Origin of the sequence: Phycicoccus avicenniae (assembly GCF_050496545.1) — a bacterium.
Lineage (GTDB): Bacteria > Actinomycetota > Actinomycetes > Actinomycetales > Dermatophilaceae > Phycicoccus > Phycicoccus avicenniae_A.
Genome location: NZ_JBNVZV010000030.1, coordinates 25,402 through 50,547 on the forward strand (window position 1 = coordinate 25,402; position 25,146 = coordinate 50,547).

General features: G+C 75.4%; 26 protein-coding genes. 10 read left to right on the forward strand and 16 right to left on the reverse strand.

What is annotated here, in order from left to right:
- Positions 1-218: 218 nt before the first annotated feature.
- From pheA to ACQZ2A_RS18935, 4 genes are read right to left on the reverse strand one after another with little or no spacing between them, the layout of a single operon-like run.
- Positions 219-1,175 carry a prephenate dehydratase gene (gene pheA, locus ACQZ2A_RS18920; RefSeq protein WP_430214143.1) on the reverse strand — a complete coding sequence of 319 codons (957 nt, stop codon included), beginning with the start codon at positions 1,173-1,175 and terminating at the stop codon, positions 219-221.
- A complete protein-coding gene (locus tag ACQZ2A_RS18925) occupies positions 1,172-1,600 on the reverse strand; it encodes a DUF4446 family protein (protein ID WP_430214144.1) in 429 nt (142 codons plus the stop codon). Before ACQZ2A_RS18925 ends, pheA begins: the two co-directional genes overlap by 4 nt.
- Positions 1,601-1,627: 27 nt before the next feature.
- On the reverse strand, positions 1,628-2,149 hold the full coding sequence (locus tag ACQZ2A_RS18930; protein WP_430214146.1) for a hypothetical protein: 522 nt from the start codon (positions 2,147-2,149) through the stop codon (positions 1,628-1,630).
- On the reverse strand, positions 2,142-3,401 hold the full coding sequence (locus tag ACQZ2A_RS18935; RefSeq protein ID WP_430214148.1) for a glycosyltransferase 87 family protein: 1,260 nt from the start codon (positions 3,399-3,401) through the stop codon (positions 2,142-2,144). Before ACQZ2A_RS18935 ends, ACQZ2A_RS18930 begins: the two co-directional genes overlap by 8 nt.
- A 36-nt stretch (positions 3,402-3,437) precedes the next feature.
- Between ACQZ2A_RS18935 and ACQZ2A_RS18940 the strand changes: the two genes are divergently transcribed.
- Positions 3,438-5,606, forward strand: coding sequence for a hypothetical protein (locus ACQZ2A_RS18940; RefSeq protein WP_430214150.1), 2,169 nt, complete (start codon positions 3,438-3,440; stop codon positions 5,604-5,606).
- On the opposite strand, the gene ACQZ2A_RS18945 is transcribed toward ACQZ2A_RS18940, so the two are convergent.
- The 5 genes from ACQZ2A_RS18945 to ACQZ2A_RS18965 are packed head-to-tail and all read right to left on the reverse strand — an operon-like array spanning position 5,524 to position 10,087.
- On the reverse strand, positions 5,524-7,119 hold the full coding sequence (locus ACQZ2A_RS18945; protein WP_430214152.1) for a hypothetical protein: 1,596 nt from the start codon (positions 7,117-7,119) through the stop codon (positions 5,524-5,526). The two genes, ACQZ2A_RS18940 and ACQZ2A_RS18945, sit on opposite strands and share 83 nt — an antisense overlap.
- On the reverse strand, positions 7,104-7,847 hold the full coding sequence (locus tag ACQZ2A_RS18950) for a glycosyltransferase (RefSeq protein ID WP_430214154.1): 744 nt from the start codon (positions 7,845-7,847) through the stop codon (positions 7,104-7,106). Before ACQZ2A_RS18950 ends, ACQZ2A_RS18945 begins: the two co-directional genes overlap by 16 nt.
- On the reverse strand, positions 7,847-8,737 hold the full coding sequence (locus ACQZ2A_RS18955; RefSeq protein WP_430214156.1) for a DUF5926 family protein: 891 nt from the start codon (positions 8,735-8,737) through the stop codon (positions 7,847-7,849). Before ACQZ2A_RS18955 ends, ACQZ2A_RS18950 begins: the two co-directional genes overlap by 1 nt.
- A gap of 24 nt (positions 8,738-8,761) precedes the next feature.
- On the reverse strand, positions 8,762-9,259 hold the full coding sequence (locus tag ACQZ2A_RS18960) for an ATP-binding protein (protein WP_430214158.1): 498 nt from the start codon (positions 9,257-9,259) through the stop codon (positions 8,762-8,764).
- A 9-nt stretch (positions 9,260-9,268) separates the two neighbouring features.
- On the reverse strand, positions 9,269-10,087 hold the full coding sequence (locus ACQZ2A_RS18965) for a glycerophosphodiester phosphodiesterase family protein (protein WP_430214160.1): 819 nt from the start codon (positions 10,085-10,087) through the stop codon (positions 9,269-9,271).
- Positions 10,088-10,232: 145 nt separating this feature from the next.
- On the opposite strand from ACQZ2A_RS18965, the gene ACQZ2A_RS18970 reads away from it, so the two are divergent.
- Both ACQZ2A_RS18970 and ACQZ2A_RS18975 read left to right on the forward strand, forming a co-directional pair.
- Complete coding sequence (locus tag ACQZ2A_RS18970) at positions 10,233-10,721, forward strand: RNA polymerase sigma factor (protein WP_430214162.1); 489 nt, start codon at positions 10,233-10,235, stop codon at positions 10,719-10,721.
- Positions 10,718-11,302 (forward strand): methylated-DNA--[protein]-cysteine S-methyltransferase, encoded by a 585-nt coding sequence (locus ACQZ2A_RS18975; RefSeq protein WP_430214164.1) that lies wholly within the window; start codon positions 10,718-10,720, stop codon positions 11,300-11,302. The genes ACQZ2A_RS18970 and ACQZ2A_RS18975 overlap by 4 nt, the downstream gene beginning before the upstream one ends.
- Before the next feature lie 86 nt (positions 11,303-11,388).
- Here the strand turns inward: ACQZ2A_RS18975 and ACQZ2A_RS18980 are convergent, their stop codons facing one another.
- Both ACQZ2A_RS18980 and ACQZ2A_RS18985 read right to left on the reverse strand, forming a co-directional pair.
- Positions 11,389-12,960 carry an LLM class flavin-dependent oxidoreductase gene (locus ACQZ2A_RS18980; RefSeq protein WP_430214166.1) on the reverse strand — a complete coding sequence of 524 codons (1,572 nt, stop codon included), beginning with the start codon at positions 12,958-12,960 and terminating at the stop codon, positions 11,389-11,391.
- On the reverse strand, positions 12,957-13,370 hold the full coding sequence (locus ACQZ2A_RS18985; RefSeq protein WP_430214168.1) for a tetratricopeptide repeat protein: 414 nt from the start codon (positions 13,368-13,370) through the stop codon (positions 12,957-12,959). The genes ACQZ2A_RS18980 and ACQZ2A_RS18985 overlap by 4 nt, the downstream gene beginning before the upstream one ends.
- Before the next feature lie 106 nt (positions 13,371-13,476).
- On the opposite strand from ACQZ2A_RS18985, the gene ACQZ2A_RS18990 reads away from it, so the two are divergent.
- Both ACQZ2A_RS18990 and ACQZ2A_RS18995 read left to right on the forward strand, forming a co-directional pair.
- Positions 13,477-14,910, forward strand: a complete 1,434-nt coding sequence (locus ACQZ2A_RS18990; RefSeq protein ID WP_430214169.1) for an MFS transporter — start codon at positions 13,477-13,479, stop codon at positions 14,908-14,910.
- Positions 14,911-14,955: 45 nt separating this feature from the next.
- Positions 14,956-15,594: a TVP38/TMEM64 family protein gene (locus tag ACQZ2A_RS18995; protein WP_430214171.1), complete on the forward strand. Its 639-nt coding sequence runs from the start codon at positions 14,956-14,958 to the stop codon at positions 15,592-15,594.
- Between the two features lies 1 nt (position 15,595).
- Here ACQZ2A_RS18995 and ACQZ2A_RS19000 read toward each other — a convergent pair whose 3' ends face one another.
- A complete protein-coding gene (locus tag ACQZ2A_RS19000) occupies positions 15,596-16,084 on the reverse strand; it encodes a cupin domain-containing protein (protein WP_430214172.1) in 489 nt (162 codons plus the stop codon).
- A gap of 121 nt (positions 16,085-16,205) precedes the next feature.
- On the opposite strand from ACQZ2A_RS19000, the gene ACQZ2A_RS19005 reads away from it, so the two are divergent.
- Positions 16,206-17,195: an LLM class F420-dependent oxidoreductase gene (locus ACQZ2A_RS19005; RefSeq protein ID WP_430214174.1), complete on the forward strand. Its 990-nt coding sequence runs from the start codon at positions 16,206-16,208 to the stop codon at positions 17,193-17,195.
- Between the two features lies 1 nt (position 17,196).
- On the opposite strand, the gene ACQZ2A_RS19010 is transcribed toward ACQZ2A_RS19005, so the two are convergent.
- Both ACQZ2A_RS19010 and ACQZ2A_RS19015 read right to left on the reverse strand, forming a co-directional pair.
- Positions 17,197-18,522 (reverse strand): APC family permease, encoded by a 1,326-nt coding sequence (locus ACQZ2A_RS19010; protein WP_430214176.1) that lies wholly within the window; start codon positions 18,520-18,522, stop codon positions 17,197-17,199.
- 70 nt (positions 18,523-18,592) lie between these two features.
- Positions 18,593-19,288, reverse strand: coding sequence for a winged helix-turn-helix transcriptional regulator (locus ACQZ2A_RS19015; RefSeq protein WP_430214178.1), 696 nt, complete (start codon positions 19,286-19,288; stop codon positions 18,593-18,595).
- Between the two features lie 171 nt (positions 19,289-19,459).
- Between ACQZ2A_RS19015 and ACQZ2A_RS19020 the strand changes: the two genes are divergently transcribed.
- On the forward strand, positions 19,460-20,284 hold the full coding sequence (locus ACQZ2A_RS19020; RefSeq protein WP_430214180.1) for a class I SAM-dependent methyltransferase: 825 nt from the start codon (positions 19,460-19,462) through the stop codon (positions 20,282-20,284).
- 18 nt (positions 20,285-20,302) lie between these two features.
- Here the strand turns inward: ACQZ2A_RS19020 and ACQZ2A_RS19025 are convergent, their stop codons facing one another.
- Both ACQZ2A_RS19025 and ACQZ2A_RS19030 read right to left on the reverse strand, forming a co-directional pair.
- A complete protein-coding gene (locus tag ACQZ2A_RS19025; RefSeq protein WP_430214182.1) occupies positions 20,303-21,256 on the reverse strand; it encodes a DUF808 domain-containing protein in 954 nt (317 codons plus the stop codon).
- 101 nt (positions 21,257-21,357) lie between these two features.
- Positions 21,358-21,624 (reverse strand): hypothetical protein, encoded by a 267-nt coding sequence (locus ACQZ2A_RS19030; RefSeq protein ID WP_430214184.1) that lies wholly within the window; start codon positions 21,622-21,624, stop codon positions 21,358-21,360.
- A gap of 156 nt (positions 21,625-21,780) precedes the next feature.
- Between ACQZ2A_RS19030 and ACQZ2A_RS19035 the strand changes: the two genes are divergently transcribed.
- From ACQZ2A_RS19035 to ACQZ2A_RS19045, 3 genes are all read left to right on the forward strand, one after another.
- Positions 21,781-22,710 carry an NADP-dependent oxidoreductase gene (locus ACQZ2A_RS19035; RefSeq protein ID WP_430214186.1) on the forward strand — a complete coding sequence of 310 codons (930 nt, stop codon included), beginning with the start codon at positions 21,781-21,783 and terminating at the stop codon, positions 22,708-22,710.
- Between the two features lie 149 nt (positions 22,711-22,859).
- Positions 22,860-23,669: a sigma-70 family RNA polymerase sigma factor gene (locus ACQZ2A_RS19040; RefSeq protein WP_430214187.1), complete on the forward strand. Its 810-nt coding sequence runs from the start codon at positions 22,860-22,862 to the stop codon at positions 23,667-23,669.
- 44 nt (positions 23,670-23,713) lie between these two features.
- Complete coding sequence (locus tag ACQZ2A_RS19045; RefSeq protein ID WP_430214189.1) at positions 23,714-25,066, forward strand: serine hydrolase domain-containing protein; 1,353 nt, start codon at positions 23,714-23,716, stop codon at positions 25,064-25,066.
- Positions 25,067-25,146: the final 80 nt, after the last annotated feature.

Below are 25,146 nucleotides of genomic sequence, written 5' to 3' on the forward strand. Positions count from 1 at the left end.
GGCACCGAGAGGGGCCCCGGCTGCGTGGGTGAGCACCGACGGGAGCACCGGGTGCGGTGGGGTGTGCTGCCGAGAAGCGGTCGCCGCGACCGGGATCGCGGTCGTGGCGACCGGTATCGCGGTCGTGGCGACCGGGATCGTGGTCGTGGCGACCGGGATCTCGGGGAGCACGATGTGTGTCGCGGTCCGGGAGGGCTTGCCGCTCCCGCCCCCGGGTCTCAGGCCCGCCCGGAGCGCAGCCCGACGATCCAGTCCCGCGCGGCCGCGAAGTCGGCGTCGGTCGCGCGCGGCCCGATGCTCGCCGGCTGCCGGTCGGCCCGCGGGTAGGACCCCAGGAAGCGCACCTCGGCGCAGATCCGCTTCAGCCCCATCAGGGCCTCCCCGAGCCGCTCGTCGCGCACGTGCCCCTCGACGTCGACCGAGAAGCAGTACGACCCCATCGAGGCCTTGGTCGGACGCGACTCCAGCCGCGTCATGTTGATGCCCCGGGCCGCGAACTGGTCGAGCAGCTCGAGCAGGCCGCCCGCGTGGTCGTCGCGCTGGAAGAGCACGACCGTCGTCTTGTCCGCTCCGGTCGGCTCCGGCAGCGACCCCGGCCGCGCCACGAGGACGAAGCGCGTCACCGCCGCCTGCATGTCGCCGATGCCCTCGGCGAGCACCTCGAGCCCGTGCAGCGTGGCCGCCGCCGGGGCGCAGACCGCGGCGTCGAAGGGCGCCGGACCACCCGCGGCCGTCCGTGCCTCGTGCCCCCCGCCCAGCGTCTCGGCCGCGGCCGCCGTCGAGAGGGTCGGCACGTACGCCGCCCCGGGCAGCCGGTCGCCCATCCAGCCGCGCACCTGGGCCCACGCGTGCGAGTGCGTCCCCACCGCCCGGACCTCGTCCAGCGTCGTCCCGGCCGGGGCGGCGAGCACGAACGTGACCGGCACCATCACCTCGCCGGTGACGAGCAGCGGGTCGCCGCTGGCCAGCGCGTCCAGTGTCGCCGACACGCCGCCCTCGACGGAGTTCTCGATCGGCACCATGGCGCCGTCGACCTCGCCGGCCCGCAGTGCGGCCAGCGCGGCGTCGACGGACCCGAAGGCCACCCGCTCGGCACCGGCGGACGCCGGCCACCGGTCGAGGGCCATCGATGTGAAGGTCCCCTCGGGTCCGAGGTAGCCCAGGCGCGTGGTCATGGCTGCTCCTTGCCGGTGCGGGCGGCCGCGAGGGCCTGCTGCTCCTCGGGGGTGAGGGTCGCGTCCGACGAGCCGCCGACGACCCCCTTGGCGTAGGTGCGCGACTCGCCGCGCGCGTGGATCGAGCTGAGGACGAGGCCGTCCCCGTCGTCGTCGACGAGGGCGGCGCTGAAGCTCAGCCGCCCACCCATGTCGCCGAAGGCGTCGTACCGGACGACGGCCACGTGACGCAGCGACTGGGCCATCTCGGCCCGCAGCGCGGCGAGGTCGGCGGGCCCGGCGGGACGGTGCGCCTCGAGGGCGGCGACCCGACGGCGCAGCGCCCCGTGACCGCGCACGATGCGCGCCAGGGCGAGGAGGACCCACGCCACGGCGAGCAGCGGCACACCCACGAGCAGCAGCTCCCAGCCGTTCAGCCCGAACATGGCCCTCAGGCTAGGGGGGCCCGACCCTCAGCGCAGCGAGGCCCGGATGCCGAGCACCCGGCGGTGCACGTCGAACCCGCCGGAACGGACCTCCTCGACGAGCGCGTCGAGCCGGGCGCGGGGGTCGGCGCCCGCCGGCAGCCGCTCGCTGTGCAGCACCCACTGCCCGCGCGGCGCACGGCCCGGGTCGGGAGCCACCACGCCCACCTTCCAGCGCTCGCTCGCCCGGCGCACGGCCCACCGCTGGACCGGCGAGACGAGGCGGTGCGCCAGCCACGCGGCGACGAGCGCCGCCAGCTGCACCAGCAGCATGACCGGCCCGGACGGCTCCTCGCCGGCCGGGTCGTCCCACGTGAGCGCCGCGAGCAGGCCGATCCCGGCGACCAGCAGGGTGAGGCTGAGGGCCATCGGCCGCACCCGGTAGGGCAGGCCCACCCGCTCGGCCACCACGACCACCTCCACCCCGCTGCGGGTGTGCAACGCCACCTCGGTACCGGGCACCGTCGGCGGCAGGAGCACCTCGGGGCGCAGGGCCTCGGCATCAGCCACGGGGCACCAGGGTCGCCTCGACGGCCGGCTCCCCCTCGGCCGTGGGTGCACCGGCCTCCCGGGAGACCCACCAGAGCAGCACGAGGCAGGCCAGCCCCCCGGCCACGTCCGCGTTCTGGAGGATGCGCGCCGGCCACTCCGGCCAGTCCCGGTGCGCCAGCCAGTCGATGCCCCACCACGGGAGGCGCAGCGTGAAGAACACCGTCACCCCGACCGCGGCCCACAGCCGCCGCCGGTCCCGCCACGGCTGCGTGCCGAGCAGGGCCAGGATCACGACGACCACCCAGTGGTAGTGGTGCACCCACGACACCGGCGAGACGAGGCAGGCGACGATGCCGACCACCGCCAGCTCGCCGACCGGGTCCCCGGCGCGGTACTGCTGCGCCGCCAGCCGGAAGCCGAACCACGCGATGCCCGCCACCACGACGAGCCAGAGCAGCGTCCCGGGCAGCCCCTCGGGCCCGAGGCGCAGGAGGAAGCCACGCACCGACTGGTTCGCGGTCCCGGCGTTGGGCCCGAGCCGTGTGGGGTCCCGCAGGGCCGAGGTCCAGTAGAGCCAGGACGTCTGCGGCAGCACGGCCGCGGCGAGCAGCGTGGCCACCGCGGCGGCCGCCACCGCCGTCGCCGCCTCCTTGTACCGCCGCGTGACGAGGAAGTGCACGACGAAGACGCCCGGCGTCAGCTTCACCGCCATCGCCAGCCCGATGAGCGCACCCCGCGGCAGCCAGCGCGCGAGGCGCGGCCGGGGCTCGACGAGGTCCATCACGCACGCGAGCACGATGAAGGCGTTGACCTGCCCGAACCGCACGCCGTCACCGACCGGGTGCAGCCACAGCATCGGCGCGGTGAGGGCCGCCAGGGCCAGCGGCATCCACGGCCCGGCCCGCCACAGCAGCCGGCGCGCGGCGTACCAGGTGATGGCCGTCGTCGCGACGACCTGGAGCCCGGTCCACAGCCAGCCGACCACCCCGAACGGCAGGAACGCCAACGGCACCGCGAGGAAGGCCGCGAACGGCGGGTACGTGAACGGCAGCAGCTGCGGCGCCTCGGTCATCGCGGAGTAGACGGGCCGGCCGGTGAGCAGCGAGACGCCGGCGTCGCGGTAGACGTCGACGTCGACCTGCCACTGGTCCAGCGGCCAGAAGATGAGGTAGCGCAGGGCGAGCGGCGAGGCGGCGAGCGCGATGACGAGCGCGGCCAGCAGCCACCGGTGCCGGGGCACCGGGACGGGGGTCGGGGAGGGGGCGCTCACAGGACCATTGTCACCACGTTGCGTACCCTGTCCGGCGTGACCCGCAGAGCCCTGGCCGCCGTGCTCGCGGTCCTCGCCTCGATCGGCGGCCTGCTCCTCCTGGTCCCCGGGCCCCCGGCCGACGCCGCGGCCGAGCCCACCGGGGCGGTCGTGGTCATCGGCACCGGTGGCCTGAGCTGGTCCGACGTCGACGAGGAGCGCACGCCCAACCTGTGGCAGATGCTCCGCGACGGCTCCTCGGCCGCCCTGGGCATCCGCTCGGTGTACGCCAACACCTGCCCCGTCGACGGCTGGCTCGGGCTGTCCGCCGGCGGACGCGCCGCGCCGCCGCGCACCGGGTCCGAGCCCGACCCCGCGGACCGGGCCTGCCCGCCGGCCCCCACCGTCCGCGACGACCGCGTCACGCAGTGGGACTCCTACGTCGCCGCGACCCAGGCGCAGAAGTTCGACACCCGGCTCGGGCTGCTGGCCCAGGAGGTCGACGACGAGGGCATGTGCGTCCGGTCGCTCGGCCCGTACGCCGCCGCGGGGGCGGCCCTGCCGGACGGGCGGGTCGGCCAGTGGTCGGACCTGGCGTCGGAGGACCTCCTCGTCGACCTCAACACGTGCCCGGTGACCCTGGTCGACGTCGGCGTGGTGCGGGACCGTGACGACGTCGCCGGGAGCGAGGACGTCGCTCGCTCGCGCGAGGAGCAGGTGCGGGCCGTCGACCAGCGCATCGGCCAGGTCGTCGAGGCCGGCCCGAACGGTGCGGACTTCGTCGTGGCCAGCCTGTCCGACGCCGGCCGCTCCGAGCGCCTCCGGATGGTCCTCGCCCGCGGCCCGCACTTCGGTCCCGGGACCCTGTACTCCGACTCGACCCGGCAGGCGGGGCTGGTGCAGTCGGCCGACCTCACGGCGACCGTCCTCGACGGCGTCGGGCTCCCGGTGCCCGCGGCGGTCGGTGGCTCGCCCCTGACCACCGAGCCGGCGCCGGACAACTCCGAGCGGCGGGCGCGGGACCGTCTCCAGTCCCTGCGCGACCTGGACGAGGCGAGCCACGACGTGCACGGGCTGGTCGAGCCCTTCTTCCAGGTCTTCGCGTACGGCCAGGTCGCCGTCTACCTGCTCGTCCTCCTCGTCTGGAAGGGGCGGATCGGCTCGGAGGAGTCGCGCACCACGGTGCTCTCGCGCGTGCGGGCGCTCTCCGTCGCGGCGGCCTCCGTCCCCGTGTCGACCTTCCTCGCGAACCTGGTGCCGTGGTGGCGCTTCCCCGTCGAGATGCTCGCCGTCGTCGTCACCGTCGCCGCCTTCGTCGCGGTCATCGCCGGGGTCGCCCTCAAGGGTCCGTGGCGCCGTTGGCCGCTCGGGCCGATGGCCGTCGTCTCGGCCGTGACGGTCGTGGTGCTCGCCGTCGACGTCATCACCGGCTCCCGGCTCCAGATCTCCTCGCTCATGGGACTGCAGCCGGTCGTCGGAGGCCGCTTCTACGGGATGGGCAACCCGACGTTCGCGCTGTTCGCCACCGCTGCACTGCTGCTCGCGGTCGCCGCGTCCTCCGCGCTCGTGCTCGCGGGTCGGCGACAGGCCGCGGCGGTCGCGGTGGGCGTCATCGGCGTGGCCGCCCTCGTCGTCGACGGCGCGCCGTTCTGGGGAGCCGATGCCGGCGGCCCGCCCGGGCTCCTGCCCGCCTTCGCCTTCCTGGTGCTGGCCGTGCTCGGCATCCGGATGACCTGGCGCCGCTGGCTGCTGGTGGCCGCCGCGGTCGTCGGCGTCTTCTTCCTCGTCGCCGGGGCGGACTGGCTGCGCGCCCCGGCCGACCGCAGCCACCTCGGCAACTTCGTCCAGGCGATGATCGACGGCACCGCCGACGACATCGTGGTCCGCAAGGCGCAGCAGAACTGGGAGCTGCTGCAGCTCAACGCACCGCTCTCGCTGCTCGTCCCGGTGGCCCTCGTCGTCGTCGCGTTCGTCCTGGCGCGGCCGACGTCGTGGGGCTCGCGGGCGATGCAGCGCTCCTACGACGGCGCGCCCACCCTGCGGCCGGGGCTCATCGGGCTCGTCCTGATGCTCGCGATCGGGTTCGCGGTCAACGACTCCGGCGTGGCGATCCCCGCCGTCGGCGCCACCCTCGCCGTGCCGCTCATCGTGTCGGTGTCGGTGGGGTTCCTGCTGGAGGAGGCTCGGACGGTCGCTCCGACCCGCCGCGCCCGCCGGCGCCGGTGACCCCGAGCGCGAGCACGGCGAGGCACAGCGCGAGCTCGAGCCAGGGCGCGACCGAGCGGCGCAGGCCGAGCGTCACCGACTCGACCTCCGGGGTCATCCCCAGCACCCGGCCGGGGACGTAGGCCAGCGACATCACGGTGAGCCGGGCCAGGGCGAGCAGGTCGACGGCCCCCGCCGCCACCGCCGGGAGGGCGACCCAGACGAGCAGGTCGTACCAGGGGAGGGAGTAGGGCGCCGCGAGCGAGTAGGCCAGCGACAGGCACGCGACCAGCCACAGCGCGGTCGCGGCCCAGCGCGGTCGCCCGCCGGCCGCCGACGGGTCGGGGCGGGTCACCCGCAGCAACACCGCCGCGAGCGCCACGGCGAGGACGGCGGCCGAGACGGTGACCACCGTGCGGGCCACCTGCTCCCCGAGGTCGGGCCTCAGCACCTCGAGGAGCGGTCGCCACGGGGTGGCCAGCGAGACCGCCTGGCGCGAGCGCAGCAGCTGGTCGAAGACGTGCGTACCGGCCCACAGGTGCAGGGCGCCCGCGACGATTACGAAGCCGAGCAGGGCTGCGCCGCACCGCTGGAGCGCACGGCGCCGGCCGAGCGGGCCGTCGCCCCGCACCAACCACCAGGCGCCGAGCACCGCGACGAGGGCGACGCCGTAGGTGACCTTGGTCGATGCGGCGGCGGCCACGAGCGCGCCGGTACCGAAGGCTCCGAGCGAGCCGGCACGGTGGGCGGTCAGGGCCACCGCGGCGACCACCAGCGCGGCCGCGACGACGTCGACGTGCGCCCCGAGCACCCCGAGGCCGAGGACGAGCGGGTTGAGGGTCCACAGGACGTCGATGCGGCGGTGCTGCGCGGGCGGCAGGGCGGCCCGCAGCGCCGCCCGCCCGCCGAGCCAGGCCAGCACGACGACCACCTGCCAGACCCACACCTCCTGGCGCAGCGAGGGGCCGCCGACCCACGCGGCGAGGCCGTGCAGGAGGGTGGCGAAGGGCCCGTAGACGCTGGGCTCCTCGGTCCACGGCGCCTCGACGCGGCTGGTCACCGGGTCGGTACCCCCGGCCCAGGCGGCGGGGGCCTCGAGCCAGGGGTTCCCCCCGGAGACGAGGATCCGGCCGTAGGCGACGTAGCTGACGTGGTCGGCCGAGCCGAACGGCGCGGTGAGGAGGGCGAGGACGCCGAGCACCCCGGGCACCCGCCAGGCCCGCCACCCGCGCGGGCCCTCGGGACGCGCCGACGCCCCCCGCAGCCCGAGCAGCACGGCCACCGCCCCGAGGACGTAGGCCGCCCACAGCACCGCCGTGACGGCCGCGGGCGAGAGGCCGAGCGGCAGCAGCACCCCCGGCGCCCAGCCCCGCGGCGCCAGGTCGGGCTGCGCGGCGTTGGGCCGGCTCAGGCCGACGAGGAGCAGCAGGGCGAGGGAGGCGGCGACCAGGACCCACCGCACGGCCTCGGGTCGGGACTCCCCCTCCGCACCCCCGGAGCCGTCCGTCCGGGAGCGGCTCAGCCGCGCTGCCACGGCCGCCACCCGCGCCGCACGAGGGCGAGCCAGACGTCGCGGTACTGGCCGGCGCGGTGCACCTGGCCGCGCCAGTCCGAGCCGCTGACGCGGTGCTGGAGCTCGCAGGGGACCTCGCGCACGGTGAGGCCGGCGCGCAGGACGTCGACGGTCAGGGCGGTCTCGACACCCCAGCCGCGGGCGAGCGGGGACGCGGCCTCGAAGGCGGCCGGCGAGAGGCATCGCATCCCCGAGAGAGGTTGCACCGCACGGAAACCCGTGAGCGACTCGATGCCGCGTCGGGCAAGCCCGACGACCAGCCCGCGCCCTCCGCCGGCCGTGATCTGCGCGGGGAGGGTGGCGATGGTCATCGCGGCCGAGCCGTCGAGCACGGCGTCGGCGAGCACGCCGACGTTGGCCGCGGTCTCCTGGAGATCACCGTCGACGAAGAGCAGCGCGGCCGGCCAGGCAGCGCCCGGGTCGGACGCGGCGTCGGCCCGCTCGAGCTCGCGGACCCGGCGCACACCGGTCTCGAGCGCGGCGGCCTTGCCCCGGTTCCGCCCGTGCCGCACGACGTCGGCCCCGGCGGCGCGCGCGACGGCCGCGGTGGCGTCGGTGCTCCCGTCGTCCACGACGACGACCCGGCCGACCGCCGGGAGCGCGGCCAGCGCGGCCACGGTCGCCGCGATGCGATCCGCCTCGTCCTTGCAGGGGACGACGGCGGCCACGCGCGCGGCGAGCGCGCTCATCAGCGGAGCGTCACCTGGCGGCTGAGCAGCCCGGCCCGGGCCCGCCGCTCGTCGGCGGTCAGAGGGGTGTCGACGGCGAGGGCCGCCCGGTAGCGCTCGCCCCAGGCCGCGAGGGCGTCCTCGTGGTCGGCGGCCTCGAGCGTGGGGTCGAGGTCCCAGACCGGCACGAGCAGCCCGCAGGTGCGGAAGGCGCCGAGCAGCCGGGTGTCCTCGCCGAGCCCGTCCTCGCCGGCGGCGTGCAGGCGGGCCAGGGCGTCGGTGGCGACGTCCTCGTCCTCGGGCAGGACGAGCCGGACGTGGGCCCGCTCGCCGATGCGCACCCAGTACGCCGACGGCAGCGCCGCCATCGCGACGGTCGGGACGACGCTCTCGTTGGCGCGCTCGAGCGAGGCCTGGGCGTCGCCCTCGAGCTCCTGGCCCTCGACCCAGAAGTCGAAGCCCTCGTGGACGGTGACCTCGAACCCGGAGTCCTCGGTGAGGACGTCCTGGAGGCGCGGGCTGTCGGCGGTGACCTGCGGGGTGGTGGCGACGGGGACGCCCTGCTCGGCCGCGAGGCCGGCCAGCAGCTGGGCGGCGAGGTCGCGGGAGGCGTCACCGCTGGAGTTGCCGGACTGGGTGCCGATGAGGACGGTGCCGTCGGTGCGGTGCAGCGCCGGCCAGGCGAGCGGGAGGACGGTGGCCACGGTGACCTCGGAGGGCGCGCCGTCGGGGACGTGCTCGGGGCGGACCGTGACGACCGCAGTCGCGGCGGGCAGGATCTCGCGCATCGCGACCCAGTCGGTCTCGTGCGGGAGACCGGCGAACGGCCTCGGCTCGAAGGGCGCGGGCTTCGGCCGCGCGGCCCTCGGGGTGCGGTCGGTGCCGCGCTGACGTCGCGATGCCTTGCCCATGCGCGCCACCCTAGGGGACGGGGGTCAGGTGGCGCGGCGGCGGCTCGGCCCGCCGAGGGTGGCCCACACGACGTTGCCCGTGCGGTCCTCGGTGACGCCCCACTCATGGGCCATCGAGCGGACGATGCGCAGCCCGCGGCCGGAGGACAGCCACACGGTGCGCGGCGCCGGCTTGGGGACGGTGGCCCCGCCGCCGTCGGTCACCTCGATCTCGACCACGTCGCCGCGGATCTTCCAGCGCACCCGGATCGTGCCGTCGGAGAGCGGTCGCGCGTGGCGGACCGCGTTGGTCAGCAGCTCGGAGGCGACGATCTCGGCCTCGCCCACGAGGTCCTCGGGCAGGTCGCGCGCGGAGAGGTCGGTGACGATCTCGTGCCGGACCCGTGCGACCGACGAGGCGTCGGACGGCACGCGCACGGTGCAGATGATGCTGTCGGCACCCGGGCCGGAGCTCTCACCGACGTCGAGGTCGTCGTCGAGCTCGTCGTCGGGCTCCGGGGTGGGGGCGTCCTCCGAGGTCACGGGGTCAAACTACCCCGAGACCCCCATCCGGTCGACGGCCACCCCGGGGCGGTTGGTGATGAGGACGTCGACCCCGAGGTCGCGGCACAGGTCCATGTCCGCCTCGTCGTCGACGGTCCACACGTAGACGAGGTTGCCATGCTTGCGGAAGCGCCCGACGACCTTCGGCTTGCGGCGCACGAGCCGGACGTCGAGCCCCACCGCCCCGATGCCCTTGGGCAGGGTCCCGTCGATGGCCATCGCCGGCACGATGCCCTCGACGAGGTGGACCAGCGGCACCGCCGGCGACAGCTTGTGCACGCGCTGGAGGGCCCTGGCGGAGAACGACATCACCCGCACGTGCGGCCGGCCCGGGTGGTCGCCGCGGTCGAGCTCGAAGTGGCGCAGCAGCTGCACGAGGGTCTTCTCGACGTCGTCGCCGTGCCGGGTCGGGTGCTTGGTCTCGATGAGGGTGACGACCTCCTGGCCGGTCTCGACGAGGGTGTCGAGCAGCCGGCGCAGGGTGAGCAGGTGGCCGCGCTCGGGGTCGGCCTCGGGGCGCTCGGACTCGCCGGGGCCGCTCTTCCACGACGCCCAGTCGAGCTCCTCGAGCCGCGCGAGCTCGAGGCTCGAGACGACGCCGGCGCCGTTCGAGGTGCGGTCGACCCGGCGGTCGTGGACGCAGACGAGGTGGTGGTCGGCGGTCAGCCGCACGTCGCACTCGACGCCGTCGGCGCCGTGCACGAAGGCCTTCCGGTAGGCCCGCAGCGTGTGCTCGGGCTCCTCGTCGCTGGCTCCTCGGTGGGCCACGACGAGTGGGCGGGAGGACGGCCTCTGGGCGGCGCTCACAGCAGACCATCCTGCCGCACCCCGCACCCTCGTCGGCGCGGCCCCCGGCACCGACACGCCGGGTCGGCCGAGGCGCTCCGGCCGTTCGGCCGACACCTCCGCGGGCGCGCGCTCACGCATCCGGCCGCCCTACCGTTGGACCATCGTGAGCCTCCCTCCCTTCCAGCACCTCGTCGACGCGCACTGGCGCGACGTCGCCCGCCTCGCGCACGGCCTCGTCGGCCCGGTGCACGGCGACGACGTGGCCCAGCAGGCGTGGACCCAGGCCCTCGCGGCCTACCCGCGGCTCACCCACGCGCGCAACCTGCGCTCGTGGCTCCTCACGATCACCCACCGCTGCGCGATGGACCACCACCGCGCCGCCCGGCGGACCAGCCCGCACGACGACCCGGCCTCGCTGGCCGAGGCACCGGTCGTCGTGCCAACGGACGCTCCGGACGGCGACCTGTGGGCGCGGGTGGCGGCCCTGCCCGAGCGCCAGCGCGACGCCGTCGTCCTCCGCTTCGTCGGCGACCTGGACCACCGGTCGGTCGCCGCCGCGCTCGGCACGACACCCGGGATGAGCCGCCGCCTCGTGAGCGACGCGATGGCCACCCTCCGACTCGACCTCACCGACCCCGAGGACCTCCGATGACCGCCACGACCGACCCCTTCCGCTCCTTCGCCCCGCCGCTGGCCGGGCCGCCCACGCTCGCGCCGACCGACGTCTCGTACGTCGTCGACGACACCGCCGTCGGTCGGATGCTCCTCGCCGTCCGCGACGACGGCCGGGTGCTGACCACCGCGTACGCGCCCGACACCGAGGTCGAGGACCGCTGGCTGGCCCGCATCGCCGGGACCGTCAGCCCGCGGGTGCTGCGCCATCCCGCCCCGACCGATGCGGTGCGCCGGGCCCTCGAGGAGTACCTCGCCGGGCGGGCGCGGCGGGTCGAGGTCGAGACCGACCTGGTGCTCGCCTCGGACTTCCAGCGCGAGGTGCTCACCGGCCTCGCGGGCTCGGTCGGCTACGGCGAGCGCACGACCTACGCCGTGCTGGCCCGTGCCGTCGGGCACCCCGGTGCGGCCCGCGCGGTCGGGACGGCCCTCGGCGGCAACCCGCTGTGCGTCACGATCCCCTGCCACCGGGTGCTGCCGGCCTCCGGCGGGGTCGGCGGCTACGCGGGCGGCCCGGGCGCCAAGGAGCACCTCCTCGCCCTCGAGTCCCACCCCTGCTAGTCGACTTATTGCGCATCTCCCACCCGAGAAGCCCCGTTCCGGGCTCTCCGAGGTGGCGGATGCGCAATGAGTCGGGGTGACGTGGGTCAGTGGAAGCCGTGGCGGGCGAGGGGGTGCAGCAGCTCGCGCTCCTCATAGGCCAGGTGCGACAGGAGGGCGTCGGTGAGCAGGTCGACGACGTGCCGCAGCCGCTCCAGCGCCCCGGGCTCCTCGGACACCAGCGCGACGAGCGCGCGGTCGACGTCGTCGAGCACGTCGTGGATGACCTCGTGCTCCTCCTCGAGCCGGGCGATGACGGGCGCGGCATCGGGGTCGGTCCAGCGCAGGTGCGGGAAGACCGCCTGGTCCTCGAGCGTGTGGTGCCCGGTGACGATGCGGCAGTACGACTCGCAGTAGGCGCCGAGCGTCCACTGGTTCTGGCGCATCGTCATCGCGTTCACCGCCGAGCGGGCGTCGCCGACGGCCAGCATCCCGCGGGCCACCTGGTCGACGACGTCGCGCACCTGCGCCAGCTCCGAGCGCAGGTGGTCGTGGACGTCGACGAGGTGGCGCGGTCCGGCGAGCTGGGCGTCGCTGTAGCCCGCCTGCTCCTCGGCGCCGGGACCCACGGGGTAGCGCGGCCGCGAGGCCTCGTCCCAGGGCAGGGCGCCGGTGAGCCGCGTCCCGTCGTCCGGCGTCGGCACCACGACGGTGCGCGCTCGGGGCGGGTCCGGGTGCGCCGCAACGGTCTCCACGGCCTCGACGGGATGCTCCGCCGCCACCGCCCCGCCGGATGCCCTCCGCTCGCGCTCGGCGGCGACCAGCTCGCGCAGCGCCGGCCCGACCTCGTGCGCCCACGCCTGCACCACTCCGGGGTCGTCGGTGCCGAGGACGAAGGTCGACATCCCGTGCTCGAGCGTCAGCGACGCCAGCTGCTCGGCCCAGTCGGCAGGTCGTCCGACGAGGCCGCTGCCCCCGGAGCGACCTGGGAAGACGTTGTAGAGCCGCCGGACGTCCTCCGGGGCGCGCCCGGCCCCCGTCGCCGCCTCGTCGATGACCGCGTTCATCTCCCCGAGGGCGTCGGGGTCGGCGTAGCCCATGCTCGGCAGCCAACCGTCGGCGAGCCGGCCGGTGAGGCGCAGCATCCGCGGCTTGTAGGCACCCAGCCAGATGCCGACCCGGTGCGCCGGAACGGGACCCGCGTGCAGCCCGACGACCCGGTGGTGCCGGCCCTCGACCCGCACCGCGCCCTCCCCCGACCACGAGGCGCGCAGCACCGCGATCGCCTCCTCGAGCGCGTCCACGGACTCGCCCGGCGTCAGCCGCGGACCGCCCGCGGCGACGATGGGGTCCCAGAAGGCCCCGGCGCCGAGCCCGAGCTCGACCCGTCCGCCGCTCAGCAGGTCGAGCGAGGCGACCGACTGCGCGAGGACCGCGGGCGGGCGCAGCGGCAGGTTGGCGACGTTCGGCGCGACCCGCACCGAGGTGGTGCGGGCCGCGATGACCGACAGCAGCGTCCAGGCGTCGAGGTGGCGCGCCTGGTACGGGTGGTCCTGGACCGTGACGAGGTCGAGCCCCAGCACGTCGGCGAGCCCGGCGAGCTCGAGCACGCGGTCGGGCGTGGCCGCATCGGGCGTCGGGAAGATGCCGAGCTCGACCTCGTGCCCGTAGTCGGTCACGCCGTCGGGCCGTCCGCGCCGTCCGCGCCGCCGTCGGCCTCGCGGGCCGGCAGCCGGCCCTCGCCCGCGTAGCCGCCGAGCAGCTCGGCCATCGCGAGGTGCGGCCGCGCCTCGGCGGCCCGGCCCTGGCGCTGGAGGGTGCGGCCGAGGAGGAGGTTGGCGTAGGCCTCGTCGGGGTCGTCGGCGAGGATCGCGCGGGTCACCCGCTCGGCCCGGTTCAGCTGGGCGGAGTGGAAGTAGGCGCGCGCGAGCAGCAGCCGCAGCTCGGTGGTGCCGTGCAGCGGCGGCTCGAGCGTGGAGTCGTCGACGAGCGCGCTCAGCTCGTGGGCCGCGGCCTGGTACTCCCCGTGCTCGAAGAGCCCGCGGGCCCGCTGGTAGCGCTCCGCCATTCCGGTCTCGGGGGTCGTCATGGACGCCAGAACGCCCGCCCGCCCCGGCATGTTCCGTGGCCCGGGGCGGACACGGGCGGTGGGCCGGTCCCCCACAGGGTGGCCGGCACGAGGCAGGATCGGAGGCGTGTCCGTTCCTCCCACCACCCCGCCCGAGCAGGAGCCGCGGCCCCAACGGCCCCGACGGTTCGCGGACTCGGCGCGGTCGGTGGGTCGTGGGGGTGCGGCCTCGGCCCGGGCGGTCGGGCGCGGCGGTGCGAGGTCGGCCCGTGCCGTCGGGCGCGGGGGACGCGCCGCCGGCCTGCGCTTCCGGCGCTTCGCCTCGGCCGACGGCGCCGACGACACCGGGCTGGCCCGGCTCACCGAGCTGCACGCCGTCCAGGTCGCCGGGGACGCCGCCGTCACGGTCTCGCTCGCCGGCACCGTCTTCGCGATGCCCACCGACGAGGCCCGTGGCCGGGTGGCGCTCTTCCTCCTGCTGACGATGGCCCCCTTCCTCCTCCTCGCGCCGCTCATCGGCCCGCTGCTCGACCGGTTCCGGCACGGCCGGCGCTGGGCGCTCGGCACGACGCTGGCCACCCGCGCCTTCCTCGCGTGGGTGCTGGCGTCGGCGGTGGTCGAGGACAGCCCGTGGCTCTTCCCCGCGGCCCTCGGCTGTCTCGTCGCCTCGCGCTCCTACGCGGTGGCCCGGGCGGCGGCCGTGCCCCGGCTGCTCCCGTCGGGCATCGGTCTCGTGAGCGCCAACTCGCGCCTCAACATCGCCGGCATCGTCGGGATGGTCATCGGCGGCGGGCTCGCCGGGGCCGCCTCCCGCATCGGCCCCGACTGGTCGCTGCGCGTCGCCTTCGTCATCTTCGTCGTCGCGACGGTGCAGGCCATCCGGCTGCCGGCGCGCATCGACTCCTCGGTCGGCGAGCTCGACGTCGACGGCACCCCCGTCGGCGAGGAGCCGCTCGACGACCCCGAGCGCGGGATGCGGCGGCTGCGGGCGCTGCCCGTCACGGTGCGCTACGTCCTGTGGCTGACGACCGGCGCCCGGCTCCTCTCCGGCTTCCTCACCCTCTTCCTCACCTTCCTGATGCGCGAGCACCCGCTGGCCGGGTACTCCGGGCCGCTCGTGCTCGCCGTGGTCGCGGGGACCGCCGGGGTCGGCAACGCGCTCGGCTCGCTGGTCGGCAACCGCAAGCAGACGCCGGCGCCGGAGGTGATGGCGACGGCCATCACGGCGATCGCCGTCGCGGCCGCGCTGGTCACCGCGATCTTCTACTCGCTCTGGTCGCTGGCGCTGCTCGGCCTCGCGACGGGCGTCTTCGGCCAGCTGGCCAAGCTCTGCCTCGACGCCCTCGTGCAGCGGGACGTCGCCGACCTCGTGCGCGCCCGGGTCTTCTCCTGGTCCGAGACCATCCTCCAGGCGTTCTGGGTGGTCGGCGGCACGCTGGGCATCCTCATCCCGCTCGAGCCGACCCTCGGCTTCTCGGTGGTCACCGTCGTCGTCGTCCTCGCCGTGCTCGTCGCCGTGCGCTCGCGCCGGACCGGGCGCACCCCGCCGCTGCCGGCCTGAGGTGCGGCGCCGGCAGCAGCGACCCGCTGCCTAGGCTGGAGCGCGATGAGCACCTCCGGCCCCCTGCGCGTGCGGCTCCTCGCGGCCGTCGTCGCGCTGGCGCTCGGGACCGGGCTGGCCGTCCTCCTCCTCGGCGGCGACCTGCACGCCGTGCGCGAGGTCGTGGCCGCCAGTGGACCGTGGGGGCCGCTGGTCTACGTGCTGCTCCACGTCCTCGTCACCCTGGTGCCGGTGCCCAAGAACCTCCTCGCCGGCATCGCCGGCGCGCTCTTCGGGCTGGCGCCGGGGGTCGCGCTGTCCTGGGTCGCGGCGGTGCTGAGCGCCTGGGTCACCTTCCTGCTCGCCCGGCGGCTCGGCAGCGAGCGGGTCGCGGCGCTGACCGGGCGCCGGGTCGAGCGGGTGCGCCGGGTCCTGCGCGAACAGGGTCTGCTCGCCGTCGTCATCGCGCGACTCACCCCGCTCGTGCCCTTCACGGTCGTCAACTACGGCGCCGGGGTGAGCCCCGTGGCGGGCCGCGACTACCTGCTCGGGACGGCGGTCGGCGTGCTGCCCGGCACGGTGGCGTACGTCGCGGTCGGGGCCTCGGCCGGGCAGGACGCGCGCACCATCGTCATCGCCGGAGGCGTGGGGGTGCTGCTGCTCGTCGGGGCCGCCCTCGTCGGGCGACGGCTGCGGCAGGACTGACTCAGCCCTCGTCGACCCAGTGGTTGTCGTGCTCGGCCATGAACGCGTCGTACTGCTCGCGCGTCCAGCCGTCGGTGCCCGCGGCCAGCCCCTCGAAGTAGGGCTCGCGCGGTGCGCCCGGCGCGAAGTGCAGGAGCATCTCGGCCGGCCCGTCCTCGTTGCGGAAGCCGTGCAGCCCGCCCGGCGGGACGTGGACGAAGTCCCCCGAGCGGGCCGGCACCCACTCCCGGCCGTCGTAGATGCGGACCGTGCCCTCGAGCACGTAGAAGGACTCGCTGATGGTCCGGTGGAAGTGCGGCCCGGGCCCGCTCGGCGGGCCGGCGAAGGACCAGCGGTAGAGGCCGAACAGACCGCCGGTGGCCTCGCCGCGGGCGACGTACCGGACGCGGTTCCCGTTGGGGTAGACCAGGTCCGGCTCGCGGTCGCCCGGGGTGACCCACGCGGAGACCTCACCGTGCTCGCCGTCGTACAGGACCGGGGGGTAGCTCATCACCCGACCGTAGCCAGTCCCGCCCTCGACGGCGCGCTCACGTGCAGGGCGCGCGTCCGGTGGGTAGGAGGCGCGTGAGCGCCGGTCGACGGGACCGGCCCGACCCGAGGAGGACGGCGGCGTGACGCGTTTCGGCTTCACCCTGATGACCGAGCAGAACGGCCCCAAGGAGCTCGTCGACGCCGCCGTGCGCGCCGAGGACGCGGGCTTCGACCTGCTCGTCTCCAGCGACCACTACTCGCCGTGGCTGACCGAGCAGGGGCACGCGCCGTACGCGTGGACCGTGCTCGGCGCGGTCGCCCAGGCCACCTCGCGCGTCGAGCTCGCCACCTACGTCACCTGCCCGACGCTGCGCTACCACCCGGCCGTCGTCGCGCAGAAGGCCGCGACCCTGCAGATCCTCGCCGACGGCCGCTTCACCCTCGGCCTCGGCTCCGGCGAGAACCTCAACGAGCACGTCATCGGGCAGGGCTGGCCGCCGGTCGCCCAGCGCCAGGACATGCTGGCCGAGGCCATCGAGGTCATCCGCGCCCTGCACACCGGCGAGCTGGTCACCTACCGCGGCGAGCACTTCGACGTCGACTCGGCGCGCATCTGGGACCTGCCCGAGCAGGGCGTCGACATCGGCGTGGCCGTGAGCGGCCGGGAGGGCATCGAGCGGTTCGGGCCGGTCGCCGACCACCTCGTCGCCGTCGAGCCGCGGGCCGACCTCGTCGAGGACTGGAACGAGCTGGCCGGGTCGACCATCGGCTCGGGCGCCCGGGCCATCGGGCAGATCCCGATCTGCTGGGACCCCTCGGAGGAGGCCGCGGTCCAGCGCGCGCACGAGCAGTTCCGGTGGTTCGCCGGCGGGTGGAAGGTCAACGCCGACCTCCCGACGCCGGCCGGGTTCAGCGGCGCGAGCCAGTTCGTGCGGCCCGAGGACGTGGCCGAGTCCATCCCGTGCGGGCCGGACCTCGACGGCATCGTCGAGGCGGTCCGCCCGTTCTGGGAGGCCGGGTTCACCGACGTCGCGCTCGTGCAGGTCGGGGGCGGGCACCAGCAGGCCTTCCTCGACGAGGTCGCACCCGACCTCCTCGAGCGGCTGCGCGCCGCGGCGCCCGCCGACTGAGCTACGCGTCCTCGCGCGAGCGCGCCGCCCGGGCGACGAGGAAGAGCACCGAGCCCACGGCGACGTACGCGCCGCTGATGAGCCAGGTCTGCAGCGTCTGCTGGGTGAGCAGCGCGACGCTCGCGACGAGCGCCAGCACCGAGACCACCCGCGGCACCCGGAAGTGCTCGTGCTCGACGCGGTCCTTCTTGAGGACGAGCACCGAGACGTTCGCCGAGATGAAGACGAGCACGAGGAGCAGCACGGTCGTGTCGGCGAGCGTGCCGACGTCACCGACGAAGCTCATCGCCATCGTCGTGGCGCCGATGACGAGGATGGCCACCCACGGCGTGCGCCGCTTCGGCGCCACGGTGCCGAACACCCGCGGCAGCAGCCCGGCCTCGGCCAGCCCGTAGGTCGCGCGGCTGGCCATCACCATGAAGAGCAGGGCGCCGTTGCCGATGGCAACCAGGGCGATGGAGGCGAACAACCACGACGGGAAGGACACCCCGGAGGCGTTGATCACCTCGAGCAGCGGGCCCTCGGAGCTCGCCAGCTGGTCCAGCGGCACGACGAGGACGGCACCGATCGCGATGAGCATGTAGATGACCCCGGCGGTCAGCAGCGCGCCGAACAGCGCCCGCGGGTAGGCGCGGCTGGGGTTCTTCACCTCCTCGGCCATGTTCGCGGCGGCCTCGAAGCCGAGGAAGGAGAAGAACGCGGTGACCGTCGCGGCGAAGGCGCCGTTGAGGGGGGTGATGCCGTCGGCGAAGGTCGTCAGCTGCCCGGCGTCGCTCTCGCCCCGCCCGACGACGAGGGCCGCCACGACGATGATGACCACGAGCCCGGTCATCTCGACGACCGTCGCCCCGACGTTGGCCGCCAGCGACTCGCGCACCCCGCGCAGGTTCACCGCGACGAGCAGCGCGACGAAGGCCAGCGTCACGGGGACCGCGGGCACGTCGACGAGCTCCTGGAGGTAGTCGCCCGCGAAGGCGTTGGCCAGCGCCGCCGACGTCGTGATGCCCGAGGAGAGCATGAGGAAGCCGATGAGGAAGGTGACGTAGGGCTTGCCGAAGGCGCGCTCGGCGAAGCGGGCGGCCCCGCCGGCGTGCGGGTACTTGGTGATCAGCTCGGCGTAGGTGCCGGCCGTGAGGACCGCGAGCACCAGCGCGAGGGTCAGCGGCAGCCAGATGGCACCGCCCACGTCGGTGGCCATGCTCCCGACCAACGTGTAGATGCCCGCCCCGAGCGTGTCCCCGACGATGAAGAAGAACAGGAGCATCGGGGTGATCCCCCGCTTCAGCCTGGTCTCGGTCTCGCCCGTCTCCGTCACCGTCGCCGCCATCCCGGAACCCTGTCATGCCCGAGGGCCCGGTGCGGCCCCGGGTGACGGAGCAGCTCGCGAGGACCCCGTGCTAGACGGGCTGCGGCAGGCCCTGCGGGCGTGGCACGCCGCCGAGCGTGGAGATCCCGACCCAGTCGGGCACGGCCCGGGCGACCTCCCGCGGCGCCTCGACCGCCAGCAGCGAGGAGCGCACCGCATCGGCCCAGGCGCGGTCGCCCCGCCAGATCTCGGTCATCGTCCGCAGCGTCGTCGTGAGCCGGGCGGTGACGTCGAACCCGGGGTCGACGTCGCACACGTCGACGTCGGTCCCGGTGACGACCACCCACCAGCGCCTGGCACCCGGCTCGACGTCGGTGTAGGTGAACTCGACGACGGTGCGCCCGCGCGGCCAGCGGTCCAGGGGCAGGGTCCGCTTGACGTCCCACATCAGCAGGTGCGGGTCGAGGTCCTCCTCACCGAGGTCGGCGACCCAGCGCACGCCCCACGCGCCGAGGGCCTCGACGACCGGCCGCAGCTCCTCGCCGCTCGGCGTGAGGTCGTAGGCCGTGCGGCCCCCACTGCCGGTGCGCCGCACCACGCCGGCCCGCTCGAGCCGGCGCAGCCGCTTGGAGAGCAGGGTCGGCGACATCTTCGGCACGCCGCGGCGCAGGTCGTTGAAGTGCCGGCTGCCCATGAGCAGCTCGCGGACGATGAGCAGCGTCCACCGCTCGTCGAGGACCTCCATCGCCTTCGCGACCGGGCAGAACTGGCCGTACGTGGCGCCCATGACCTCACCTCCCGGGCGGTCGCCGCCGACCGCGTCCCGCGTCCAGTGAAGCGCCGCCCGGGCTCCCACGCCAGTACAGATCGTGGACCGCGTGCGCTCCACATCCGGCACTGGAGGCGCGCCGACCCCCGCCGCGACGCTGGAGGCCCACGACGACGACAGGAGCATCCGATGACCACGCACGCCACCCCCGCACCTCCCGAGGTCAAGGCGCGACAGCGCGCCGTCTGGGCGCTCGGCGACTACCCCGAGGTCGCCGACCGCGTCATCCCCGCCCTCGGACCGGTCCTCGTCGAGGCGTGCGGCGTCGGCCCCGGTGACCGCGTCCTCGACGTCGCGGCCGGGTCGGGTAACGCCTCGCTCCCCGCGGCGCGCGCCGGGGCCGACGTCACCGCCTCCGACCTCACGCCCGAGCTGCTGGAGGCCGGCCGGGCGCGCGCCGCGGCGGCCGGCCTGGACCTGCTGTGGGACGTCGCCGACGCCGAGGAGCTGCCCTACCCCGACGCCACCTTCGACGTCGTGATGTCCTGCGTCGGCGTGATGTTCGCGCCGGTGCACGAGGCCGCCGCCGCCGAGCTGCTGCGCGTCTGCCGGCCCGGCGGGTGCATCGGCGTCCTCGCATGGACACCCGATGGCTTCGTCGGGCGGCTGCTCGCGGCCCTGCGCCCGTGGGCGCCGCCGCCCCCGCCCGGCGCGCAGCCGCCGCCGCTCTGGGGGTCCGAGGACCACGTCCGCGCGCTGCTCGGCGACGGGGTGGGCGACGTGCGTGCCGGACGGCACGACCTCGTCGTCGACACCTTCGCCACGCCCGAGGAGTTCCGCCGGTTCTTCGTCGAGTGCTACGGACCGACGGCGGCGGTGCACCGGTCGGTCGCCGGCGACCCCGAGCAGCGCGCGGCGCTCGACGCGGCCCTGGACGACCTGGCCCGGGACGCCGACGAGGGGAACGGCCGGATGTGCTGGGAGTACCTGCTGCTCACCGCGACCCGGGCCTGAGCCGGCGCGCTCGCGGCGTCAGGCGGTGCGGGCCGAGCGGCCGGCCCGCGCCTTCTGCACAGCGGTGACGACGGCGACGACGACCGCGCCGACGATGCCGCCCGCGACCGCCGACCCCAGCGTGTTGACCAGCCAGCCGAGCACCCCGCCGAGCGCGCCCGTGGCGTCGTGGACGGCCAGCTCGAGGTGGTGGACGATGCCGTACGGCCCGTGCCACCCGAGCTCGTCGGCGCCGACGAGCAGGATGTGCCCGCCGACCCACAGCATCGCGACGATGCCGACGGTCGAGAGCACGGCGAGCAGCGTCGGCATCCCGGCCACGAGCCCGCGCCCCAGCTTCTCGACGGCGCCACCGCGGCCCGACTCGGCGAGCCTCAGGCCGATGTCGTCCATCTTGACGATGAGCGCGACGACGCCGTAGACGAGCGCCGTGATGAGGACGGCGACGACGAGCAGGATGATCGCGCGCGACACGAAGCGCTCGGTGTCGACCTCGTTGAGCGCGATGACCATGATCTCGGCGGAGAGGATGAAGTCGGTGCGGATGGCGCCGGCCACCATCGTCTTCTCCTGGTCCTCGCCCTCGGCGGCCGCGGGCTGCTCGTGCTCCTCGTGGTGCGCGAGCTTCTCCCAGATCTTCTCGGCCCCCTCGAAGCACAGGTAGGTGCCGCCGAGCATGAGGATCGGCGTCAGCAGCCACGGCAGGAACTGGCTGAGCAGCAGCGCCACCGGGAGGATGACGAGCACCTTGTTGCGCAGGGAGCCGACGGCGATCCGCCGGATGATCGGCAGCTCGCGGTCCGGGGTGAACCCGGTGACGTAGCGCGGGGTGACCGCGGTGTCGTCGACGACCACCCCGGCGGCCTTGACGCTGGCCCGCCCCGCGGCGGCCCCGACGTCGTCGAGGGAGGCCGCGGCGAGCTTGGCGAGCACGGCGACGTCGTCGAGCAGGGCGACCAGCCCACCGGCCATGGGGTCGGCTCCTCTCGGGGTGCGGCGCCGGCCCGGGGCCGCACGCTCACCCCAACGCTACTGGGCCGCGTGGCCCGGCCGCAGGCCCCCCGACGGGCCGGTCAGACCGGGGTGACCGGGAGGGCCGTCGCCACGACCTCGGCGCACACCTCGTCGAGCGAGGCGTAGTCGTGGGTGCGGTCCAGCCCCGCGAGCCGGCGGCACAGCCGGGCCGGCTGGTGGCGCACGAGGCAGGCGGCGATGAGGTCGTCCTGACGGGTCGGGAACGGATGGTCGGCCAGCACCTCGCGCAGCAGCGCGAGGTCGGCGGCGAGGGCCGGATCGCCCGGCTCGTGGACGGTCTGCTCCCCGGCGTGAACGGTCGTCATCCCCCGGACCTCCTCGTCCGTCGACGTCCCCCTGACCTCGGGGGCGCTCCGGAATCTACCCCTCGCCCGGCCGCGGCAAACATCGATTCGTGCAGGTCCGCCGGTCGCGCCCGGGCCGTGGGAATGCACGGGCCGTCGGCGAGCGCTGTCCTCCCCATGCGTGCGACGACCTACGACCGGTACGGAGACCTCGACGTCCTCGAGGTCCGCGACGACCTCCCCGACCCCAAGGTCGGCCCTGGCGAGGCGCTCGTCGAGGTCCGCCGGGCCTCGGTGAACCCCGTCGACTGGAAGCTCATGGGCGGAGGCCTCGACCCGATGATGGAGGCCACCTTCCCCGTCGTGCCCGGCTGGGACGTCGCCGGCGTTGTCCGCGCGGTCGGCCCCGACACCCCGGAGGTCTCGCCGGGCGACGAGGTGCTCGCCTACGCCCGCAAGGACTGGGTGCACGGCGGCACCTTCGCCGAGCTCGTGACCGTGCCGGTGCGGGCGATCGCCCGCAAGCCGGCCGGGGTCGACTGGGACACCGCGGGCGCCCTGCCGCTCGCCGGCCTCACCGCGCTGCGCGTCCTGCGCCGGCTCGAGGTGGGCGCCGGCGACACCGTGCTCGTCCACGCCGCGGCCGGCGGCGTCGGGCTCCTCGCCGTGCAGGTCGCCCGCGAGCTGGGCGCGCGCGTCATCGGCACCGCCTCCGAGGCCAACCACGACCGGCTGCGCGAGCTCGGGGCCGAGCCGGTGGCCTACGGCGACGGCCTGCCCGAGCGCGTCCGCGCCCTGGCGCCCGAGGGTGTCGACGCGGTCGCCGACCTCGTCGGCGGGGTCCTCGAGGACACCCTGGCCGTGCTCCGCGACGGTGGCCGGCACGCGTCCATCGCCGACCCGTCGGTGACCGAGCACGGTGGCACCTGGGTCTGGGTGCGTCCCGACGGCGAGGAGCTCCAGTGGCTCGCCGACCTCGCCGCGCGCGGTGGCCTGACCGTCGACGTGGCGGGGTCCTTCGGGCTCGACGCGGTGGGCGAGGCGTTCGCGCGCAGCAAGGACGGGCACGTGCGCGGCAAGCTCGTCATCGCGGTCTCGGAGGACTGAGGCGCTCGTCCGCCCCTGTCGAACCTTCGTGCACGGAGGGCCCTTCGGGGTCCGCCTGCGGGGTACGGTCGACAGATCGCCCCCGGTCGACACGGGGGCACGGTGGTCGAGCAGCGTGCCGCCGGTCTCTTCCGGACCGGAGGTCTCGAATGGCCCAGCACCACAACCCTTCTCGCACAAGCCCCTCGTCTGCACGGCGCCACGAGCGCTGGGCCGCGAGCGACCTCGAGCCCCTGCTCGCCACGTTCGTCCGGGCGTCGCTGCCCGAGGAGCGGGCCCGCCTGCTCGCCGACCTCGTGGCGATGACGCTCCCCCTCGCCGACGCCCAGGCGATGCGGTACGCCGGCCGCGGCATCGACACCGAGGACCTCGTCCAGGTCGCCCGGACCGCCCTCGTCGCCGCCCTGCTGCGCTACGAACCGGGCGCCGGGCGCGGGTTCGAGGCCTTCGCCGTCCCGACCGTGCGCGGTGAGCTCAAGCGCCACTTCCGCGACGCCGGCTGGATGGTGCGTCCGCCGCGCGGGCTGCAGGAGCTGCGCGCCGAGGTGGTCACCACCGAGGACGCCCTGCGCCAGCGCCTCGGCCGCGACGCCAGCCTCGACGAGCTCGCCGCGTCCCTGGACCGCGAGCCCCGGGAGGTCGCCGAGGCCCGGGCCACCGCCTCGGCCTTCACCCCCACGTCCCTCGACGCACCCTCCCCCGGTGGCGGCACCCCGGGCGAGCGCATCCCCGACCCCTCCGACGCCGTCGACCGCGTGCTGCTGCGCGCCGCCGTGCGGGCCGAGATGGACCGGCTCTCCCCGCGCGAGCGGGTGATCCTCCGGCTGCGCTTCGTCGAGGAACGCACCCAGAGCGAGATCGGCGAGGCGATCGGGGTCAGCCAGATGCAGGTGTCGCGCCTGCTCGCCGGGCTGCTCGAGCGCCTCCGCGACCGGCTGGAGCCGCTGACCGCCGCCTGACGAGGTACCTGACGCCGGGCCCGTCGGGCGGTACCGTCGCCGCCATGCGTGTGCTGCGCCGGGTCCTGGCCCTCCTGCTCGTCGTCCTCGTCGTGGGGGCCGTCCTCGGCTACCGGCACTACCGGCCGCTGCTGGCCACCGGCACCGGGTACGCGGCCCACAACGCGTGCGCGGTGAGCCTGGTGGCCGGCCGCGACGACCCCGACACCGACCTGCCGCCGAACCCGCTCGTGCCGTACCTCACGGGGTACGTCAACGAGGCGGGCAACTCGTCCACCTCGGCCGTCGCGTGGCTGCTCGCGAAGCAGAAGGCCTGGTACTCGCCGGGATACGGGTGCACCGTGTCCGCCGACCGACCCGAGGACCAGGGGCGGGCCACGAAGGTCAGCACGGAGGGCAACCCCTTCGCCGAGGTCCCCACGCCGCAGGCCGGCAAGGCGCTCGACGCCGCGATGGCGCGCGCCTTCGGCGACGACCTCACGGTGGAGGGCAAGAAGGACCTCGGCACGCGCGGCGTCGTCGTCATCCGCGACGGGAAGCTCGTCGCCGAGCGGTACGCCGGCGGGTTCGACGTCGACACACCGCAGCTCGGGTGGTCGATGGCCAAGTCGGCGACCAACCTCCTCGTCGGGCGCTACGTGCTCGAGCGCAAGCTCGACATCACGGAGGACGGCCTGCGCCCGGAGTGGACCGACGAGCGCAAGGCCGTCACGGTCGACCAGCTGATGCGGATGACGAGCGGGCTGCGCTGGGACGAGACGTACTCGCTCGGCACGCCCATCACCCAGATGCTGTACGCCGAGCCCGACATGGCCCGGTACGCCGCGAGCCAGCCGCTCGCGCACCAGCCCGGCACCTACCAGCAGTACTCCAGCGGCTCGACGAACATCGTCTGCTCCTGGCTCAGCTCGCTGGCCGACGTCCCGGACGCCGACTTCCCGCGCACCGAGCTGTTCGCGCCGCTCGGCCTCTCCTCGGCGGTGTGGGAGCCGGACGCCTCGGGCAACCCGGTGTGCAGCTCCTACCTCTGGGCGACACCGCGGGACTGGGCCGCGTTGGGGCAGTTCGCCCTCCAGGACGGCGTGTGGGGCGGCCAGCGGCTGCTCCCCGAGGGCTGGATGGCGTCCTCGACCACCGCGCAGCCGGTCGCGCACAGCGAGGAGAAGGGGTACGCCGCGGGGTGGTGGGTCAACCGCCAGGCCGACGGGTCCCTCGTCTCCCCGGAGCTGCCCGCCGACGCGTACTGGATGAGCGGGCACGACGGCCAGCGGGTCTACGTCGTGCCCTCGCAGCGGCTGGTCGTCGTGCGCCTGGGGTTCTCACCCGAGGTCGACGGGCCGGCCCTGCGCACCGACGACCTCGTCCGCGACGTCATCGCGGCGGCCCCGACCTCCTGAGGCCGTGGGGGGGGGGGGGGGGGGGGGCCCCCCCCCCCCCCCCCCCCGGGGGGCCTCACGAACCACAACGTGCGGGTCCG